At 30.9% G+C, this 17993-nt stretch carries 18 protein-coding genes, 3 tRNA genes and 6 pseudogenes; 23 read left to right on the forward strand and 4 right to left on the reverse strand.

Annotation, left to right across the window (positions count from 1 at the left end):
- Nucleotides 1–74: 74 nt before the first annotated feature.
- The 13 genes and pseudogenes from PWK10_RS05935 (at nucleotide 75) to PWK10_RS06000 (ending at nucleotide 5855) form a co-directional block, all read left to right on the forward strand.
- Nucleotides 75–449 (forward strand): DUF6115 domain-containing protein, encoded by a 375-nt coding sequence (locus PWK10_RS05935; RefSeq protein WP_274767686.1) that lies wholly within the window; start codon nucleotides 75–77, stop codon nucleotides 447–449.
- A 44-nt stretch (nucleotides 450–493) separates the two neighbouring features.
- A complete protein-coding gene (locus PWK10_RS05940; protein ID WP_274767687.1) occupies nucleotides 494–649 on the forward strand; it encodes a flagellar protein in 156 nt (51 codons plus the stop codon).
- A 9-nt stretch (nucleotides 650–658) separates the two neighbouring features.
- On the forward strand, nucleotides 659–973 hold the full coding sequence (locus PWK10_RS05945; RefSeq protein ID WP_274767688.1) for a flagellar hook-basal body complex protein: 315 nt from the start codon (nucleotides 659–661) through the stop codon (nucleotides 971–973).
- An 88-nt stretch (nucleotides 974–1061) separates the two neighbouring features.
- Nucleotides 1062–1382, forward strand: coding sequence for a flagellar basal body rod C-terminal domain-containing protein (locus PWK10_RS05950; protein WP_274767689.1), 321 nt, complete (start codon nucleotides 1062–1064; stop codon nucleotides 1380–1382).
- Nucleotides 1383–1395: 13 nt separating this feature from the next.
- Nucleotides 1396–2154, forward strand: a complete 759-nt coding sequence (locus tag PWK10_RS05955) for a flagellar hook-basal body complex protein (RefSeq protein WP_274767690.1) — start codon at nucleotides 1396–1398, stop codon at nucleotides 2152–2154.
- 144 nt (nucleotides 2155–2298) lie between these two features.
- Entirely contained in the window at nucleotides 2299–2499 is a 201-nt protein-coding gene (locus tag PWK10_RS05960) for a tetratricopeptide repeat protein (protein ID WP_274767691.1), read from the forward strand.
- Between the two features lie 170 nt (nucleotides 2500–2669).
- Nucleotides 2670–2849, forward strand: a complete 180-nt coding sequence (locus tag PWK10_RS05965) for a hypothetical protein (protein WP_274767692.1) — start codon at nucleotides 2670–2672, stop codon at nucleotides 2847–2849.
- 54 nt (nucleotides 2850–2903) lie between these two features.
- Nucleotides 2904–3041 (forward strand): annotated as a pseudogene (locus PWK10_RS05970) (LD-carboxypeptidase); the annotation flags it as partial.
- A gap of 57 nt (nucleotides 3042–3098) precedes the next feature.
- Complete coding sequence (locus tag PWK10_RS05975) at nucleotides 3099–3569, forward strand: S66 peptidase family protein (protein WP_274768135.1); 471 nt, start codon at nucleotides 3099–3101, stop codon at nucleotides 3567–3569.
- A gap of 213 nt (nucleotides 3570–3782) precedes the next feature.
- A pseudogene (locus PWK10_RS18415) lies at nucleotides 3783–4084 on the forward strand (M20/M25/M40 family metallo-hydrolase).
- Nucleotides 4085–4158: 74 nt separating this feature from the next.
- Nucleotides 4159–4365 (forward strand): peptidase dimerization domain-containing protein, encoded by a 207-nt coding sequence (locus PWK10_RS05990; protein WP_274768137.1) that lies wholly within the window; start codon nucleotides 4159–4161, stop codon nucleotides 4363–4365.
- 14 nt (nucleotides 4366–4379) lie between these two features.
- A complete protein-coding gene (locus tag PWK10_RS05995) occupies nucleotides 4380–4724 on the forward strand; it encodes a M20/M25/M40 family metallo-hydrolase (RefSeq protein WP_274767694.1) in 345 nt (114 codons plus the stop codon).
- Between the two features lie 453 nt (nucleotides 4725–5177).
- The gene (locus tag PWK10_RS06000; RefSeq protein ID WP_274767695.1) at nucleotides 5178–5855 is read left to right on the forward strand and encodes a CotS family spore coat protein; all 678 of its coding nucleotides are present in this window, start codon (nucleotides 5178–5180) and stop codon (nucleotides 5853–5855) included.
- 23 nt (nucleotides 5856–5878) lie between these two features.
- Here PWK10_RS06000 and PWK10_RS06005 read toward each other — a convergent pair.
- From PWK10_RS06005 to PWK10_RS06015, 3 genes are all read right to left on the reverse strand, one after another.
- Nucleotides 5879–5954 (reverse strand) — tRNA-Phe (locus tag PWK10_RS06005).
- A 9-nt stretch (nucleotides 5955–5963) separates the two neighbouring features.
- A tRNA-Ile gene (locus PWK10_RS06010) sits at nucleotides 5964–6040 on the reverse strand.
- Between the two features lie 3 nt (nucleotides 6041–6043).
- Nucleotides 6044–6118: transfer RNA gene (locus tag PWK10_RS06015), tRNA-Glu, on the reverse strand.
- Nucleotides 6119–6221: 103 nt separating this feature from the next.
- Here PWK10_RS06015 and PWK10_RS06020 point away from each other — a divergent pair.
- The 5 genes from PWK10_RS06020 to PWK10_RS06035 all read left to right on the forward strand — a co-directional run bounded on the left by PWK10_RS06020 (nucleotide 6222) and on the right by PWK10_RS06035 (nucleotide 8827).
- Entirely contained in the window at nucleotides 6222–6500 is a 279-nt protein-coding gene (locus PWK10_RS06020) for an MBL fold metallo-hydrolase (RefSeq protein ID WP_274767696.1), read from the forward strand.
- A 70-nt stretch (nucleotides 6501–6570) separates the two neighbouring features.
- Entirely contained in the window at nucleotides 6571–7374 is an 804-nt protein-coding gene (locus tag PWK10_RS06025) for an MBL fold metallo-hydrolase (protein ID WP_274767697.1), read from the forward strand.
- Between the two features lie 44 nt (nucleotides 7375–7418).
- Entirely contained in the window at nucleotides 7419–7508 is a 90-nt protein-coding gene (locus tag PWK10_RS19540; protein ID WP_446715299.1) for an MBL fold metallo-hydrolase RNA specificity domain-containing protein, read from the forward strand.
- 191 nt (nucleotides 7509–7699) lie between these two features.
- Nucleotides 7700–8215 (forward strand): MerR family transcriptional regulator, encoded by a 516-nt coding sequence (locus tag PWK10_RS06030; RefSeq protein WP_274767698.1) that lies wholly within the window; start codon nucleotides 7700–7702, stop codon nucleotides 8213–8215.
- Between the two features lie 24 nt (nucleotides 8216–8239).
- On the forward strand, nucleotides 8240–8827 hold the full coding sequence (locus PWK10_RS06035; RefSeq protein WP_274767699.1) for a hypothetical protein: 588 nt from the start codon (nucleotides 8240–8242) through the stop codon (nucleotides 8825–8827).
- Nucleotides 8828–9110: 283 nt separating this feature from the next.
- Here the strand turns inward: PWK10_RS06035 and PWK10_RS06040 are convergent.
- Nucleotides 9111–10294: pseudogene (locus PWK10_RS06040) on the reverse strand (aminotransferase-like domain-containing protein).
- A gap of 358 nt (nucleotides 10295–10652) precedes the next feature.
- On the opposite strand from PWK10_RS06040, the gene PWK10_RS06045 reads away from it, so the two are divergent.
- From PWK10_RS06045 to miaA, 5 genes and pseudogenes are all read left to right on the forward strand, one after another.
- Entirely contained in the window at nucleotides 10653–11138 is a 486-nt protein-coding gene (locus tag PWK10_RS06045) for a PrsW family glutamic-type intramembrane protease (protein WP_274767700.1), read from the forward strand.
- Between the two features lie 74 nt (nucleotides 11139–11212).
- Nucleotides 11213–12555: pseudogene (gene miaB / locus PWK10_RS06050) on the forward strand (tRNA (N6-isopentenyl adenosine(37)-C2)-methylthiotransferase MiaB).
- Nucleotides 12556–12641: 86 nt separating this feature from the next.
- A pseudogene (gene mutS, locus PWK10_RS06055) lies at nucleotides 12642–15210 on the forward strand (DNA mismatch repair protein MutS).
- A gap of 4 nt (nucleotides 15211–15214) precedes the next feature.
- Complete coding sequence (gene mutL, locus PWK10_RS06060; RefSeq protein ID WP_274767701.1) at nucleotides 15215–17056, forward strand: DNA mismatch repair endonuclease MutL; 1842 nt, start codon at nucleotides 15215–15217, stop codon at nucleotides 17054–17056.
- 7 nt (nucleotides 17057–17063) lie between these two features.
- A pseudogene (gene miaA, locus PWK10_RS06065) lies at nucleotides 17064–17993 on the forward strand (tRNA (adenosine(37)-N6)-dimethylallyltransferase MiaA).

Consider the following 17993-nt stretch of genomic DNA (forward strand, 5'->3'; position numbering starts at 1 on the left):
TTTATCCTAATTATATTAGGTCTACTATTTATTTATTTAAGTTTTTGGTAAAAAAATTAAAACCTAAGGAAATAATGGAAATAAATCCAATAATGGACTTTGAAAATATAATTTCTGAAAAATTATATTATGAGGAAAACAAATTAGCTTTAAAGGAAATAAAAGAAACCCTGAAGGAAATCCTAGATAGAATTGAAAATGTTGAGCTTTCTTTAATTTCTTTAGGTGAAGAAATAGAAAATCTAAAAAAGGATGAAATTAAAGAGGAAAAGACAACCATTAAAGATGCTAAAGCTGTAGAAACAAATGAAATGGACGGAAAGGATATCAATGACAAAATTTATGAAATGACACTGGCCGGTTTAACAGTAGACGAGATTAGTTCAAAACTAAATTTAGGAAAGGGTGAGGTGCTATTAAGGCTTGGTTTAATGAAGGCAAGAAAATAAATTGGAGAGCAATTTATGATATAATATTAGATAGTAGATTTGTTTTGGGACTAGGAATTGGATTAATTATATCAGGTATACTTTATACCTTTTATAGACCTACTAATATTTCAAAAGAAAAGATAGAAATCATGGCAAGGGAACTTGGAATGAGATATCCTGATGAGATAAAGGCTTACTTTGAAAATGATAAAAAGTGAGGGATTCTTATGTTAAGGGGATTATATACTGCTGCCTCAGGCATGATCACAAGGCAAATTCAAAGTGAAAATTTGAGTAACAATGTTTCTAATATAAATACTCCTGGATATAAAAAGCAAAAGGTGGTTTTAAAATCCTTTGAGGAGATGATTGTCCAAAATAAGGATAAACAAATTGGGAATAAGAACTTTAAAAGAAACATTGGAAGCTTAGAGCTTGGAGTTGGGATAGCTGATACGGTTGTTGATTTTGGACAAGGAGTTTTAGAAAAAACGGATAGGAATTTAGATTTTGCGATAGATGGGAATGGATTTTTGTATTAACAAATGAAAACAATGAAAAAGATATACCCGAGATGGTAGATTTTTAATAGACGAAAGGGGATTCTTAAAGCATTCATCTGGCTTGTATGTGCTTGGTGCTGATAATAAACCAATAAGGGTTAACACGGATAATATAGATGTTAACCAATTAAAATTATTGATTGTTGATTTTGAAGATAAAGCAAGCCTTAAAAAGGATAAAGAAGGTGTGTTTATAGCAGCATCAGAAGGAAAAGCAGTAAATGCTCATATAAAGCAAGGATATCTTGAAAAATCCAATGTAGATGCAATAGAAGTCATTACGGAAATGATTAGCATAATGAGAAGCTATGAATCGAATCAGAAGGTTATTCAATCATTAGATGAAACGCTGAATAAAACGGTTAATGAAATTGGGAGTATTAAATAAGTAGGTGAGTAGCATGCTAAGGGTTTTATGGAACGGTAAATCGGGGTTAATATCAAATCAAAATAGAATAGATGCCATATCGAATAACATAGCTAATGTCGATACAAATGGATATAAGAGGGTGGATGTAGCCTTTTTAGATATTCTAAATGAGAGCGTAAATAGGTTAGGAGTTCCTATAACTTCTGATGATAAAGATAACCTCTCCGTTGGAAGCGGGACAAAAGGTGAACGTATTGTCAGGGATTTTTCACAAGGAATTCTAAAGGAGACAGGAAGGAAAACTGATTTAGCTATAGAAGGGGAAGGATATTTTAGATTGGTGGATAATGAAGGAAGAAATTTTTATACAAGGGATGGAGCCTTTAAAATAGATGCAGATGGTAACTTTGTTCATTCATCAGGTTTAATTTTAAATATAGAAAATTATAATAACAATTTATCAGATAACGATAGAATTAGGATTAGCCACGATGGGAATATATTTAAAATAAATAATGATGAGGAAGAATTAGTAGGCAAAATTAACCTTTATAGAATAATCGGACAGGATGCTATTGTTTCAAAGGGTGAGAATGTTTATTCAGCTGATAATGTTGAAGCTTTGGAAAACTTTCATTTAAGGCAAGGCTTTTTAGAAACATCCAATGCAGATATAACTAAGGAGCTTACTAACATGTTAGTTACACAAAGGGCCTTTGAATTAAGTGCTAGAACTGTAAAATCAGCAGACGAGATGTGGCAAATCGCTAATAATTTGAGGGGAAGATAAAATTTGAATAAAAACCTCCTTATAGGTAAATAATTACTAAAAAAGCCTATAGGGAGGTTTTATATTAATGGATGAGAAAATAGTAAAATTAATTTCAGATAAAAAATTGAATGAAGCAAAGGTTTTGGCTATGAAAACTTATTTTTGAACAAGAAAAAGTATTATTATTACTTGGGATTATGTTATTGTGCAGAAGGAAAGTATTCAGAGGCCATAGAAAAGTTTTTAAAAGCTGAAAAACTTGGTTTAAAACACTATTTGCTATATTATAATCTTGGAACTGCATATATTGAAATTAACAAACTTGATAATGCCAAGGAATGCCTAAAAAGTCCATTGAGTTAAATAACAATTATAATAATAGCTTTCTAAACTTAGCATATATCTATATAAAGGAGAAAAATCTAAAGGCAGCCTATAGAATTATAAAGAGCGTTTCCTGTTTTAATGATGTCCCTTTGCTTTATGAAATTGAGGAAAATATTTATAAAGAATTAATTAAATAGGGAGGATATATGAAGCCTAAAAAGTTAAATAAGGGGGATAAAATTGGAATTATAGCTCCAGCAAGTCCTTGCTATAATCAAGATTTATTTATGGAGGGAGTTAAAGTCCTTAGAAATTTGGGGTTTGAAATTGAATTAGGAAAAGCTGCTTTGCAAGGGAGGGCTTTCTTGCAGGAGATGACTATTTGAGGGCAGATGATTTTAATACTTTTTTAAAAGAAGGGATATCGATGCAATTTTTGCCTAAGGGGAGGATATGGTTCAATAAGATTGCTGGATAAAATCGATTGGAACGGCGTTAGAAATAATCCAAAGATATTCGTCGGATACAGCGATATTACCGCACTTTTGAATGTTATTTATAATAAAACAAAATGTATTTGCTTTCACGGACCGATGGTGGCAACAGGTGATCTTTTTAACGATATTAATTTGAAAATGCTTTTAGAGTGTTTGCAAGGGAATATAGGAAAGATTAAAATAAATTTAAAATGTATAAATTCTGGACAAGCAGAAGGAATTATAATAGGAGGGAATCTTTCAATATTAGTTTCCCTCATTGGAACAAAATATAATATTGATTTTAAAGATAAGGTTTTGTTTATTGAGGATATAAACGAAGAACCTTATAAAATCGATAGAATGCTCCAAACATTGAAATATGCCGGTATATTTGATAAACTAAAAGCAATAATAATTGGACAATTTACAAACTGTGAATCTCTTGATGAAAAAAGCTTTACCCTACATCAAGTTTTAATGAACTTTTTCAGAGAAATTAAAATTCCTGTTTATTATGGATTGGAAGCCGGACATGGAAAGATAAAAATCACTATTCCAATTGGAATAAAAGTAAAAATTGAAGATAATATTCTTTCTTTTTCAGAGGAGGCAGTTTTTTATGATTAATTTTTTTAATGAAGCAAAAACATTCAAAGGGAACTTGTATTTATAAGGAGGGAATTACACAAAAACCCAGAGATTGATAGAGATTTAAAATTTACAGCAGGACTTGTTGAGTCATATTTAAAAGATTATGGAATTAAATACAAAAGATACGATAATTGTGGAATTGTTGCTGAGATAGGGGAAGGTGAAAATATAGTTGCATTACGTGCGGATATGGATGCCCTTGAAATTGAGGACTTAAAAGATGTTTCATATAAATCATTAAAACCAGGTCTTATGCATGCCTGTGGTCACGATGCCCATACAGCAATCCAGATAGGTGCAGCAATCATTTTGAAAAAATATGAAGATAACTTAGGGGAAGGGTTAGGCTTATATTCCAACCGGCAGAAGAAACTGACGGTGGGGCAAGGGATATGATTGAATTTGGAGCGTTAAAGGATGTAAAGGCAATATATGCTTTACATATTGACGAAACTTTGGATGTTGGGACTATTGGTGTAAAAAGGGAATAGTTGCAGCTGCGTCGAATCCTTTTAAAATTATTGTTGAAGGTAAAGGTTCCCATGGTGCATATCCCCAAGATGGAATTGATAGCATCTTAATTGCAGCAAAAATTATAGATAATTTGCAATCTATAATTTCAAGGGAGATTGCAGCAACAGATTCGGCTGTAATAACTGTTGGAAAAATAAGTGGAGGAACAGCGGCAAATGCAGTGGCAAGAAGGGTTGAATTAGAGGGTATTATAAGAACTTTAGGTGATGATGTCAGAAGTTTTGTCCTAAAAGAGTAGAAGAAATTGTAAAAATGACTGCCAATATGTATAGAGCCAAAGTCACATTAGACTTAAAAGAAAGTTATCCTTCTTTTTCGAATGATGATAAACTTTATAACACATTTATAAAGGAACTTAGTGAACTGGATAAGATAAGGGTTATTGAACTTCCAAAACCAGGTATGGGGGTAGAGGATTTTGCATATTATACTAAAATAGTGCCTGGATTATATTATAAATTAGGCTGTAGGAATGAGTTGAAGGGCATTGTAAATCCTGCCCATGGAAGCTATTTTGATATCGATGAAGAATGTCTATGGATAGGGACAGCTATTCAATGTATTAATGCATATAGTTTTTTAAATAATCATAAGTAATATTATCATAACTGATAAATGTATAAAAAACAAATAATAAAAATATAATCATATAAAAGAATATTTCAAGGTGCTTTTTATGAAAAAAGAATATCCGAACTTAACAAATATATAACAGATGAATATCTAAAAAAATAAATACAATACTATTAAACCATTATAATATTACCCCAACATCAGTAGAAAAGGTAAGAAGTGCCTTTAAAGTAAATACAGAAAGGTCTATTTATTGCTTAAAGGAATTTAAACATAATGATAAAAAGCTTCAATAGGATATCATTTAACAAGATTTTTAAAGGACAATGGTTTTGATGGGGTGGCCGATTATATTAAAACGGTGGATGGAAAAGATGTTATAAAATATAATAAAAGATATTATTATCTGACCAGTTGGATAGAAGGTTCTGAGTGTGATTTTAAAGATATAAATGTTTTAAAGCAGGCTTGTGCTTTTTGGCAGACTTTCATAATAAATCGAAGGGCTTTCATATAAATTCATTTAAAATAAAAAGCAATTATAACAAATGGGAAAAGAAAGTTTTGAGTATAAAAAAGGACCTTTTAAAATTTAAGAGCATTATTACAAGTAAAATCTTAAAAACATATTTTGATGAGGAGTATTATAAATTAATAGATTTCAATTTAAAGCTTTGCGATAAAGCGCTTCAAATATTTAGCCAGGAATCCTATAAAAGACTTTGTGAAAAGGCCAAAAATGAAAGATTAATTTGTCATGATAGTTTTTATTATCAAAATCTTTTAATCAATAATAATGGTAAAATGTTTCTAATTGATTTAGACAGCGTTATATATGATCATCCTATATATGATTTGGCAAAGTTTATAAGAAGAATAATGAATAAAAGCTATATTGAATGGAACTTTGAGATAGCAAAGGACTTAATTTTTGCTTACGATGAAATTAGAAAAATTGAAAGGGATGAATTTGAGATATTTTTGGGACATTTGATTATTCCTCATAGATTCTGGAAGCTGGGGAAGAAAAGATACTTAAAAAGAAAGGAATGGAGCGAGGAAAAATATTTAAAAAAGCTAAACAAAGAAATAAGGTTAAAGGATAAAAGAGAAGAGTTTATTAATAAATTTATTGAAAATTATTTGATAAAATAAAAAGCAGCTTAAAAGCTGCTTTTTGGTGGCCAGAGCCGGAATCGAACCAGCGACACGGGGATTTTCAGTCCCCTGCTCTACCTACTGAGCTATCTGGCCATATTAAATTGGTGGGCCTTCAGGGACTCGAACCCCGGACCGACCGGTTATGAGCCGGTTGCTCTAGCCAGCTGAGCTAAAGGCCCTAATGGTGACCCCTAGGGGATTCGAACCCCTGTTACCGCCGTGAAAGGGCGATGTCTTAACCACTTGACCAAGGGGCCATATTCAGTTACAATCTTTATAAGAGCGACCTGACATGTAATAATATATCATGGTATTAACGATATGTCAATACTTTTTTATAAATTTTTTAAGGGGGATATTATGATAAAAATAAAATTTTGCGGGGCAGCTAAATCTGTTACAGGTTCCTGCTATTTAATTGAAACAAGTAATAGAAAATTTTTAGTAGACTGTGGTTTGTTTCAAGGTAAAGAATCAAAGACCAATCAAAGCAATTTTCCATTTAATCCAGAGGAAATAGACTTTGTAATTTTAACCCATGCCCACATAGACCATTCAGGAAGATTACCACTACTTGTAAAGAAAGGCTTTAAAGGATCGATTTTTGCACCTCTGCAACTCAAGATCTTGCAAAAATAATGTTAGTTGATAGTGGGCATATTCAAGAAATGGATGCCATAAATGAGAACAAAAACGCCAAAGAAAGGGATTGCCATTAATAGAACCTTTGTATACCGCAGAAGATGGAGACAAAGTAAAAGACTATTTAGTTGCAGTTCCATACAACCACGTGCAAAGAATTGATAATGATATATATATAAATTTAAAGGATGCGGGGCATCTATTAGGTTCATCAATTGTAGAATTATTTATAAAAGATGATGGTGTTACAAAGAAAATTGTATTTTCTGGGGATTTAGGAAACATAAATATACCTATTATTAAAGATTATGAGTATATAGATTATGCGGATTACTTAATCATTGAGTCTACCTATGGAAATAGATTCCATTTTATTCCAAGTGAGGTTCAAAGCTTATATGCAATCATATTAAATACTATAAAAAATAATGGTAATGTAATAATTCCATCCTTTGCAGTAGGAAGAACCCAGGAGATATTATATCTTTTAAATAAATATATTGATATTGAAAAGCGAAAAGATTTTACTAATATCCAAATATATCTTGATAGTCCCTTAGCAGAAGAAGCAACTGAGATTTTTAAAAAACATAAGGAATGTTATGATGAAGAGGCATTAAATATGTTATCTCTTGATAATGATGTTTTAGAATTTAAAAATTTAACTTTTGTAAAAACAAAAGAAGAATCAATGGAGCTTAACAATAAAAGCGGAGTTGTAATCATTTCCTCAAGTGGAATGTGTGAGGCAGGGAGGATTAAACATCATTTAAAATATAATCTGTGGAAAAAGGAATCAGCGATTGTTTTTGTTGGTTATCAGGCAGAAGGAACATTAGGACGAAGAATCTTAGACGGGGCAAAAAGGTAAAAATATTTGGTGAAGAAATTGCAGTTAATGCAAAGATAATTAATATGCCTGGTCTTTCTGGACATGCCGATTTACAAGGTCTATTAAAATGGTATAAAGGAATTAATAAAGAAGTCAACAAAAAGTATTTATAACCCATGGTGAAATAGAAGCAGCTATGAATTTAAAGGCTATACTGGAAACAGTAAGTTCGACATCTTGCGTTATCCCAGAATACCTTGAAGAATATATTTTGTAGATTGTTGGTGAAATTTTTGGACTAAAAACCCCATTTATATAAAGGATTATTCAATTTATCGAAGAAATATTAAAATGGGGTGATTTTATGGAAAGGTCATATACCTTTAAAGAAATATGTGAAAAAACTGGTTATAGGCCATCTGCCGTAAGATACTATGAAAAGGAATTCGATTTAAAAATAGAAAGGGATGTCAATGGAAGGAGAATATTTAAAGAAAGAGATCTAAACTTACTTTTGCTTATTAAAAAATATCAAGAGGAAGGATACAGCAATCAACAGATAAAAAAGCTAATAGGCAGCATAGATGTTTCTGCTAATGAAGAAATCGCTGTAACAAGTGTTGGAAAAATGGAAGTAATAAATGGTATCAACAAGTCTTCTAATGATGTTTTACTTGTTTTTGAAGAAAAATTTAGAGAAATAAACGAATTGTTAAATCAATTAAACCAAAATATAAATTCTAAAGAGAGGGATTTACTTTTAACCGAAAATATGAAGCTTAAAATGGAACTAAAACAAAAATCCTATGAAATAATGGAATTAAAAGAAAAATTAAGATATGAAAGGGAAAGAAAAAAGGGATTTTTTCTAGACTTTTAGTAAGAAAAGATGAAAGGAGCAGGTATGGTCAAAATTATAAAGGCAGGATGGAGAGATTATTCAAAAGTAAAAGCTTTGTTGTTAAAAACAATAGATTATGACTTTGATATATTTAGCAATTATGATGGAAACATATTATTAGATATGATGGCTAAAAGATGCTTTAAAATAGTTGATAGTAACAAAATAATAGGTTTAATTGTAAAATATGATTTTAAAAGAGAAATACTTTTTATTCCGTTTGAAACAAATGTTTCTTTTAATGAAATAATTAAAGAGTTACAAGATAATTTTTTAGGCGGTTATAGGATTGAATTTTATTATAGAAATATTGAAATATTAAAAAAACTTATTCATGAGTGCAATATTAAATTGCTAAAGGACTATAAATTGATGATTATTGATCTTTCAAAATTTAAATCGATTAATCGATTCACAAATTTGAATAATCTGAGGATAAGAACCATGATCATCAACAAAGAGGAAGATAAAAGAGTTATTCTGCAAAATAGTATATTTGGAGAAAATGTAAAAAGAAAGGCATTATCTTTAGAGGAAGTAAAAAGCGAAGAAAGAAAAAAGAATTTATTTCAGATTTATGTTTTTTCTTAACATACAACGAAGAAGATATTGGATATGGACAAATAATAAAAAGTTCTGAAGGATATTATCTTATTAATTTTGGGGTGATTCCAGAATATAGAGGGCAAGGAAACGGAAAATTCTTTTAAATGAAATATTAACTAAGGCAAAGGAGTATGGAATAAAGGAACTTTTTTAAAAGTTGAAAATGATAACACAAGAGCAGTTAATTTATACTACAATATGGGATTTGAGGAGATAATAAATGCTGCAACGATATTGATTTAAGGGCTGCTTTTGCAGCCCTTAACCATTATATATTTTCTTTCAAAACCTTTCCCAATCTTTTTATTCCTTCAATTATTTTATCTTCTGGCATATTTGAGAAATTCAATCTAAAATGATTTGGATGTCCACCATTTGGGAAGAAGGAACCACCAGGCACGAAGGCTACCTTATCCCTCAATGCGATTTTTAGTAGTTCAGCAGCATCTATACCTTCTGCTAGAGTAACCCATGTAAATAATCCACCATTAGGATAGGTATACTTAATATTTTCTGGGAATTCTTTTTGATCATATCAATCATTAAATCTCTTCTTCTTCTATATACTTCTTTTATCTTATTAATATGCTCATCCAAATTATAAACCTGCATAAAGGCTGCAGCTTCTCTTTGTGATATTGAGCTTGACTGCAAATCTGCACCCTGCTTAACAATAATATACTTATTTAAAATATCTTTATCTGCACATATCCAACCGAGTCTTAATCCTGGGCAGAAGGTTTTAGAAAATGTTCCAAGATAAATAACAAGTCCCTTTTTATCTAAACTTTTAATGGAAGGAATCATGTCGCCCTCAAATCTTAGTTCACCATAAGGATTGTCCTCAATTATAGGAATATTATATTTTTCAGCAAGTTCTAACATTTTTACTCTTCTTTCAAAACTTAGGGTTTTTCCAGTAGGATTTTGAAAATCGGGTATAGTATAGATAAATTTTGCATTTGGATGCTTTTCTAATGCCTTTTCAAGTTCTTCTATAATCATTCCGTTATCATCCATAGGAATTTCAACGAATTTAGGCATATATGCTTTAAAGGCATTAATAGCCCCTAAATAGCTTGGGCTTTCGCAGATTACTATGTCATCCTTATCAAGAAAAACTCTACCAGTAAAATCTAACCCTTGTTGTGAACCGTTAGTAATTAGTATATTTTCATAAGTAGCATTAACTCCAACAGCCTTCATTCTTTGCTCAGCTATAATTTTTCTAAGTGGAGTATAACCTTCGGTAGGACCGTATTGAAGTGCAGCTTTTCCTTCATCATTCAAAACCTTATGAGATATGACTTTCATTTCTTCTATTGGGAAAAGTTCAGGTGCAGGAAGACCACCAGCAAAGGATATAATATCAGGTTCCTCAGTTAGCTTTAAAAGCTCGCGTATTTCAGAAGCTTTCAAATGATTCATTCTTTCTGATAACCTAAATTCCATAAAAGATACCCCCATAATATTATTATAAATTGTGGAGAAAATAATGATATATTAAAATTTTCTGACATTAATTATTATAGCAAATTTATTGCGAGGCAACAACAAAAATTGCAATATTCTGAATCTATATTGAAATTTTCTATAATTGAGGTGATTGTATGCTAAACATGATTGCAATAGCTCTTGCACCAACGATTGCACTCTTGATTTTTATTTATCAAAAGGATAGATATGATAGGGAACCTGCTCAAATACTTTTTAAGCTTTTTATCTTCGGCTTTTTTCAACTATTCCAGTTTATTATGTTGAAAAGTTTTTATTGAGCTTTAATCAAAGTCCTCTTTATGTAGCCTTTGTTGTGGCAGGATTAACAGAAGAGCTATTTAAATTTTGGGTTACTTATAACATTGCATTTAAAATATATGAATATAATGAAAAGTTAGATGGCATTATTTATTCCGTATTTACCTCCCTGGGATTTGCTACAGCTGAAAATCTTTTATATGTTCTAAATCAAAGGAACTTTATATATACAGGCATTTTTAGAGGGATATTCTCCGTCCCAGGGCACATGCTGTTTGCAATAAGCATGGGTTATTACCTTTCTATAGCTAAATTTGCCAATGATAAAGGTAGCACATATTTAATAATGTCACTTGTTATCCCGATTATTTTACATGGAATTTATGATTATATACTCTTTTCAAGAGTTTACGGATATTTTATTTTATTCATAGCCTTTATCCTTTTCCTCTGGAAATCCGGACTTAAAAAACTTAATTTATATGTTCGTGAGTCAAAGGAAAGGTTTGAAAAAATAATAAACATAAATAATTTTATGTAAACAAAAATAAGTATTGATTAACAATCGATGAAATAGTATAATTACATTCGTAACTTACACAGGGAGGAATAAATATGAGTTTAAATAGACAAAGGTATTATCACATTATAACAATGGGATGTCAGATGAACGAAGAGGATTCTGAGAAAATTGCAGGTATGCTTGAAAAAATGGGATATGTAAAAACAGATGATAAAGAAAAGGCTGATGTTATTGTAATGAATACCTGTGCAGTTAGGGAAAATCCTGAGACAAAAACCTATGGAAATTTAGGGCAGCTCAAAGCTCTAAAGGCTAAAAAACCAGAACTTATTATAGCTATTGGCGGATGTATGATGCAACAAAAGGGAGTAGGTGAACTTGTAAAAAGAAATTCCCTTATGTAGATATAATATTTGGAACATTTAATATTCATAGATTCCCAGAGCTCTTGAATAATGCGATGCAGAGTGATACAACAATATTAGAGGTTTGGGAAAAGGAAGGCGAAATAGTAGAGGGGCTTCCAATTCATCGTGAGAGTGATATAAAGGCTTTTGTTACAATTATGCATGGCTGCAATAATTTCTGTTCATACTGCATAGTTCCATACACAAGGGGTAGAGAAAGAAGCAGAAAACCAGAAGCTATTATTAATGAAATAAAACAATTAGCTAAGGATGGCTACAAAGAAGTTACTTTACTTGGACAAAATGTAAATTCTTACGGTAAAGATCTTGATAATATGAGTTTTGCAAAGCTATTAAGGATGGTAAATGAAGTTGAAGGTATTGAAAGGATAAGATTTACAACATCCCATCCAAAGGATCTTACTGATGATGTCATAGATGCAATAAAGGAATGCGAAAAGGTTTGTGAGCATATTCATCTTCCTGTTCAATCTGGCAGCACAAGGATTTTGCAGAAGATGAATAGAAAATATACTAAGGAACAATATTTAGAATTAGTTGAAAAAATTAAAAGCAAAATAGAGGATGTTGCTATAACTACAGACATCATAGTAGGGTTTCCAGGTGAGACTGAGGAGGATTTTGAAGAGACATTGGATGTTGTTAAAAAAGTAGAATATGATTCAGCATTTACCTTCATATACTCAAAAAGGCCGGGAACTCCAGCTGAAAAGTATGAGGATCAAGTTCCTGAAGATGTAAAGCACGAAAGGTTTAACAGACTGGTTGAAATAGTAAATCAGGTGGGTGAAAAAAGAAGTAAGAGGTATCAAGATAGGATCGTTGAAGTATTAGTTGAAGGTCCAAGTAAAACCGACGAAAATAGATTAACAGGTAGAACGAGAACTGGTAAACTAGTTCACTTTACAGGTGGAGATGCATCATTAAAGGGTAAGCTTGTTAATGTTAAGATTACTCAAGCACAAATGTATATTTTGTTAGGAGAATTAGTAGAAGTTATAAGGTAATAAGGAAAGCCGCTGCAAGTTTATCTTTCAGCGGCATTGTTTTTATTATATAATAATAATACACTTAATTTAGGGAGGAATCAGAATTGGGATTAACGCCTATGATGCAACAATATCTTGAAATAAAAGAACAGCATAAGGATTGCATACTTTTTTTAGATTAGGGGATTTTTATGAAATGTTTTTGAGGATGCAGAAATTGCATCAAGGGAACTGGAAATTGCTTTAACCGGTAGAGACTGTGGCCTTGATAAAAGAGCACCAATGTGTGGGGTTCCATATCATTCAGCAGAATCCTATATAGCAAAACTTATTGAAAAGGGATATAAGGTTGCTATCTGCGAACAGGTAGAAGATCCTAAACTTGCAAAGGGAATAGTAAAAGAGAAATAACAAGAATAATAACACCTGGAACTATAATAGAAGGTAGCATGCTCAATGAAAAGGCTAACAATTACATAATTTGCATTTATAACTCAACATCAAAATTAGGCCTTGCTATTTGTGACGTTTCTACTGGAGATTTTTTGTAACTTCTTTTGATAATGAAAAAATAAATTAATAGATGAATTGTCTAAATACGCACCTTCGGAACTATTGATTATTGAAGAAAAGCCTAATTCTACAATAAATGAACAATTAGAAATAATAAAAGGAAGATATAATTGTTTAATAAGCCAAATTGAAAAATATGATAATTTAGATATTTTAGATAAGTTCAAAACTGATAATTTCAACGGGGAAGAAATAATATCAGCGGCAACTTTATTGAAATATTTAACGGATACTCAAAAAGCAGCTTAGGCCATATAACAAGCATAAAAAATATAATATAAGCGATTTTATGATTCTTGATTCTTTTACAAGAAAAAATTTAGAGCTTACGGAAACATTAAGGACCAGAAGCAAAAAGGGAACGTTAATTGATGTTTTAGATAAAACACTTACTGCGATGGGTGGAAGACTTTTAAGAAAATGGATTGAGGAACCCCTTATGAATATAAAAGAAATAAATAAAAGACTAGAAGCAGTTGAAGAGTTTATAGATAATATTTATATATCATCAGACCTTAGAGAATTTTTAAGAAATATTTATGATATTGAAAGGATATTAAGTAAAATAAGCTGTGAAAGTGCAAATGCAAGGGATTTAAACGCCCTAAAGCAGTCAATATCAATGCTTCCTGATATTAAAGCAGCCTTAAAGGAGTGCAGAAGCGATCTTATAAGAGAAATAGAAAATGATTTTGATACACTAGATGATATATATAATCTTATAAATGCTGCAATCATTGAAAATCCTCCAGTTTCTGTAAAGGAAGGTGGAATTATAAAATCCGGCTATAACCAAGAGGTAGATAAACTAAGGGATGCAATGCTAAACGGGAAAAACTGGATTGCAGAACTTGAACAAAGGGAAAAGGAAGAAACAGGTATCAAATCATTAAAGGTTGGCTATAACAAAGTATTTGGATATTATATTGAAATTACAAAGGCTAATTTGAGTTTAATCCCTAAGGATAGATATATACGCAAACAAACATTAGCTAATGCCGAAAGATTCATTACCCCTGAGCTTAAAGAGATAGAAGAAAATATCTTAGGCGCTGAATCAAAAATAGTCGAACTTGAATATGAACTCTTTGTAGATGTTAGAAATAAAGTCTACTCACAGGTTGAAAGGATAAAAAGATAGCACAATATTTAGCTATAATAGATGTATTGCTATCCTTTGCTAGGGTTTCCTTTGAGAACAATTATGTTAAACCCGAAATAACAAACGACGGAATTATAGAAATAATAGATGGAAGACATCCAGTTGTTGAAAAGGTTATATCAAGCCCCTTTGTTCCAAACGATACCATTCTTGATAATAAAGAAAATATGATAATCATAATTACGGGACCTAATATGGCAGGTAAATCAACATACTTAAGGCAAGTTGCTTTAATTACATTACTTTCCCAAGTTGGATGTTTTGTTCCTGCAAGGAAGGCTAAAATATCAATAGTAGATAGGATTTTCACAAGGATAGGTGCTTCAGATGATCTATCCTTAGGTCAAAGCACATTTATGGTTGAAATGACGGAAGTATCGAATATTTTAAAGAATGCAACTAAAAATAGCTTAATTATATTAGATGAAGTAGGAAGAGGAACAAGCACCTATGATGGATTAAGTATTGCCTGGTCGGTAATTGAATATATAAATAAAAGTATCGGTGCAAAGACATTATTTGCAACCCATTATCATGAATTAACAGAACTTGAAGGCAAAATAAAGGGTGTTAAAAATTATTGCATTTCCGTAAAGGAACATGGAGATGATATTATTTTCCTTAGAAAAATTGTAAGAGGTGGTGCAGATCAAAGCTATGGAATACAGGTGGCAAAATTAGCTGGCCTCCCAGATGAGGTTATTAAAAAGGCTAAGGAAATACTCGCCAAATTAGAAGAAAATGATATAAACAAAATTAAAAAGGATGAAGTAATAAAAGAAGTTGCTACAACTTCTTCCTTTGAAATCAACCTATTTAATTACCAAGAAAATGAGATAATAGAGGAGCTTAAAAATATCGATATTCTAAATATAACTCCTATTGAAGCTCTTAATAGATTATATTCATTAACAAATAAAGCAAAGAAATTAGGGTGATAAAATGTCAAAAATAAGAATATTAGATGATGATTTAATAACAAAAATTGCTGCAGGGGAAGTAGTCGAAAGGCCGGCGTCCGTTGTTAAAGAATTGATTGAAAACTCAATAGATGCAGGAGCAAGTATTATAGAGGTTGAAATAGAAAATGGCGGAATAAGCTTAATAAAAATAACAGATAACGGGCATGGTATAGAAAAAGACGATGTTGAGATTGCATTTTTAAGACATACTACATCAAAAATCAAAAATGAGGATGATCTTTATAATATAAGAACATTAGGCTTTAGAGGAGAAGCTCTTGCAAGTATATGTGCTGTTTCAAAGGTAGAGATGATAACCAAAACAAAAGATGATCTGACTGGAACTAAAATTTATATTGAAGGTGGAGAAATTATAGATAAAATTGAATGCGGTGCACCCGACGGAACTACCATTATTGTAAAAGATTTGTTCTATAATACACCTGCAAGGCTAAAATTTTTAAAAACTCCTTCAAGGGAAGCCATGATTGTTTCTGAGATAGTTCAAAGTCTTGCATTATCTAAGGAAAATATATCATTTAAATATAAAAATAATGGTAAGATAGTTTTCGCAACAAAGGGTGATGGAAATTTATTAAATGCTATACTTTCATTATACGGAAGACAAGTCAAGGATAATCTATTAAAGATCGATTATGAAGAAAATGATATAAAAATCGAAGGGTATATAGGAAATAATGCCTTAGGGAAGAATAATAGAAACTATCAAACGCTTTTTATAAACGGAAGATTAATAAAAAACAAAACAATAAATGCTGCAATTGAAAATGTATATAGATCCTATTCAACTTCGGATAAGTTTCCATTTTATGTTGTCAAAATAACAATGAATCCCCAATTGATAGATGTAAACGTTCATCCAACTAAAGCCGAAGTTAAGTTTCAAAATGATCAGGAGATTTATAGATTGGTTTACAAGGCCCTTCAAAATGCCTTTGCAACTACAGCATCCGTCCCTAAGATTATTATAGATCTAAATGTTGAAAAAAATTTTTCACCAGAAATAAAATCAGAAGAAATAACATTTAGCTTCAATAAGCAAGATAAACAAAGTCTAGAAAAAAATGATTCAGATATTTTCATTAGTTATAAGCCTAATGTAAAAGAAGATAAGCAAGAATATATAAATGAAAATATAAATAAAGATAAATCTATAGAAGAGGTTAAAAATTTTGAAGATGAGGAAATAATAGATAATAAGACTTCTACTTTATTTCCTAAATTAGTTCCAATCGGTCAAATACATTTGACATATATTATTGCAGAGGCAGAAAATGATTTTTATATAATAGACCAGCATGCAGCCCATGAAAGGGTATTATATGAGAAGTATTTAGATGAATATCAAAGAACAGCTATCCATAGCCAAACATTGTTAACTCCCAAAATTATTGATTTGAAGACTTCTGATAAAGAATTCCTTCTTGAAAATATCGATAATTTTGCTAAAATAGGTTTTGTTATAGAAGATTTCGGAGGTAATTCTATATCATTAAGATCTGTTCCAGTTATTTATGGAAATCCTAATTATATTGATGTATTTAATGAGATTTTGAACGAAATTGTGCAATCTTCAGGCGGTTTTCTAAATTCTATTAATAAAATCATATATACGATGGCATGCAAAGGTGCAATAAAAGCTGGGGATAAATTAACTTTAAGCGAAATGAATAAACTGATCGATGATTTAAGACGTTGTAAGAATCCTTATTCTTGTCCCCATGGAAGACCAACTTTAATAAGGATGACTTATGATGATCTTGAAAAAAATTTAGAAGAATCTTGTAAGGTGATTATATGAAAAAAATATAGTTATAATAGCAGGTCCGACAGCATCAGGCAAGACAAAGATAGGAATAGAACTTGCAAAAAATAGATGGTGAAATAGTATCTGCCGATTCAATGCAAATTTATAAATATATGGATATTGGTTCTGCAAAACCTACAAGAGAAGAAATGCAGGGAGTTCCCCATCACATGATAGATGTTGTAGATCCTAAAGAAGAATTTAGTGTTGCCCTTTACCGTCAAATGGCAGTAGACTGTATAGATAATATTATAAAAAGGGGCAAAGTCCCAATAATAGTTGGTGGAACAGGATTATATATAAATTCCTTAACTTATCCTTTGGATTTTACAGAAACGGCAAAGGATGAAGAATATAGATTTTATCTTCAAAATTTGGCTGAGGAAAAGGGTAGTCACTTTATCCATGAAATGCTAAAGGAAGTTGATCCAGAATCATATAATAGGTTACATCCTAACGATTTAAAAAGGATAATAAGGGCATTAGAGGTATATAAAAATACAGGCAGACCTATATCGGAATTTCAAAGGGAATCAAAAAAAGAGAAATAGATTTTAATCTTGCATATTTTGGACTTACTATGGATAGAACAAAACTTTATGAGAGAATAAATCAAAGGGTAGATGAAATGTTTGAGAAAGGATTAATAGATGAAGTTAAAAAATTAAAGGAAATGGGTTATACTAAGGATATGACTTCTATGCAGGGAATTGGCTATAAGGAAGTTTTTGATTATCTCGATGGTTATTTGACATTAGAAGAAGTAAAGGATATAATAAAACAAAATACAAGAAGGTATGCTAAAAGACAATTAACTTGGTTTAGAAGGGAGGATAGGATATTCTGGATAAACTTAGATGAATTTAGCAGCATTGATGAAGTTTTAAATGTTATGATAAATTACATAAAGGAAAAATTTATGATAATTTAG

This window comes from Caloramator sp. Dgby_cultured_2 (assembly GCF_028872215.1).
GTDB classification, from domain to species: domain Bacteria; phylum Bacillota; class Clostridia; order Clostridiales; family Caloramatoraceae; genus Caloramator; species Caloramator australicus.

Bases quoted from the DNA above. Each gene is read 5' to 3' on its own strand.
- PWK10_RS05935 (WP_274767686.1), top strand. From the start codon at position 75: ATGGAAATAAATCCAATAATGGACTTTGAAAATATAATTTCTGAAAAA.
- PWK10_RS05945 (WP_274767688.1), top strand. From the start codon at position 659: ATGTTAAGGGGATTATATACTGCTGCCTCAGGCATGATCACAAGGCAA.
- PWK10_RS05955 (WP_274767690.1), top strand. From the start codon at position 1,396: ATGCTAAGGGTTTTATGGAACGGTAAATCGGGGTTAATATCAAATCAA.
- PWK10_RS05965 (WP_274767692.1), top strand. From the start codon at position 2,670: ATGAAGCCTAAAAAGTTAAATAAGGGGGATAAAATTGGAATTATAGCT.
- PWK10_RS05975 (WP_274768135.1), top strand. From the start codon at position 3,099: ATGCTTTTAGAGTGTTTGCAAGGGAATATAGGAAAGATTAAAATAAAT.
- PWK10_RS05995 (WP_274767694.1), top strand. From the start codon at position 4,380: ATGACTGCCAATATGTATAGAGCCAAAGTCACATTAGACTTAAAAGAA.
- PWK10_RS06020 (WP_274767696.1), top strand. From the start codon at position 6,222: ATGATAAAAATAAAATTTTGCGGGGCAGCTAAATCTGTTACAGGTTCC.
- PWK10_RS19540 (WP_446715299.1), top strand. From the start codon at position 7,419: ATGCCTGGTCTTTCTGGACATGCCGATTTACAAGGTCTATTAAAATGG.
- PWK10_RS06030 (WP_274767698.1), top strand. From the start codon at position 7,700: ATGGAAAGGTCATATACCTTTAAAGAAATATGTGAAAAAACTGGTTAT.
- PWK10_RS06035 (WP_274767699.1), top strand. From the start codon at position 8,240: ATGGTCAAAATTATAAAGGCAGGATGGAGAGATTATTCAAAAGTAAAA.
- mutL (WP_274767701.1), top strand. From the start codon at position 15,215: ATGTCAAAAATAAGAATATTAGATGATGATTTAATAACAAAAATTGCT.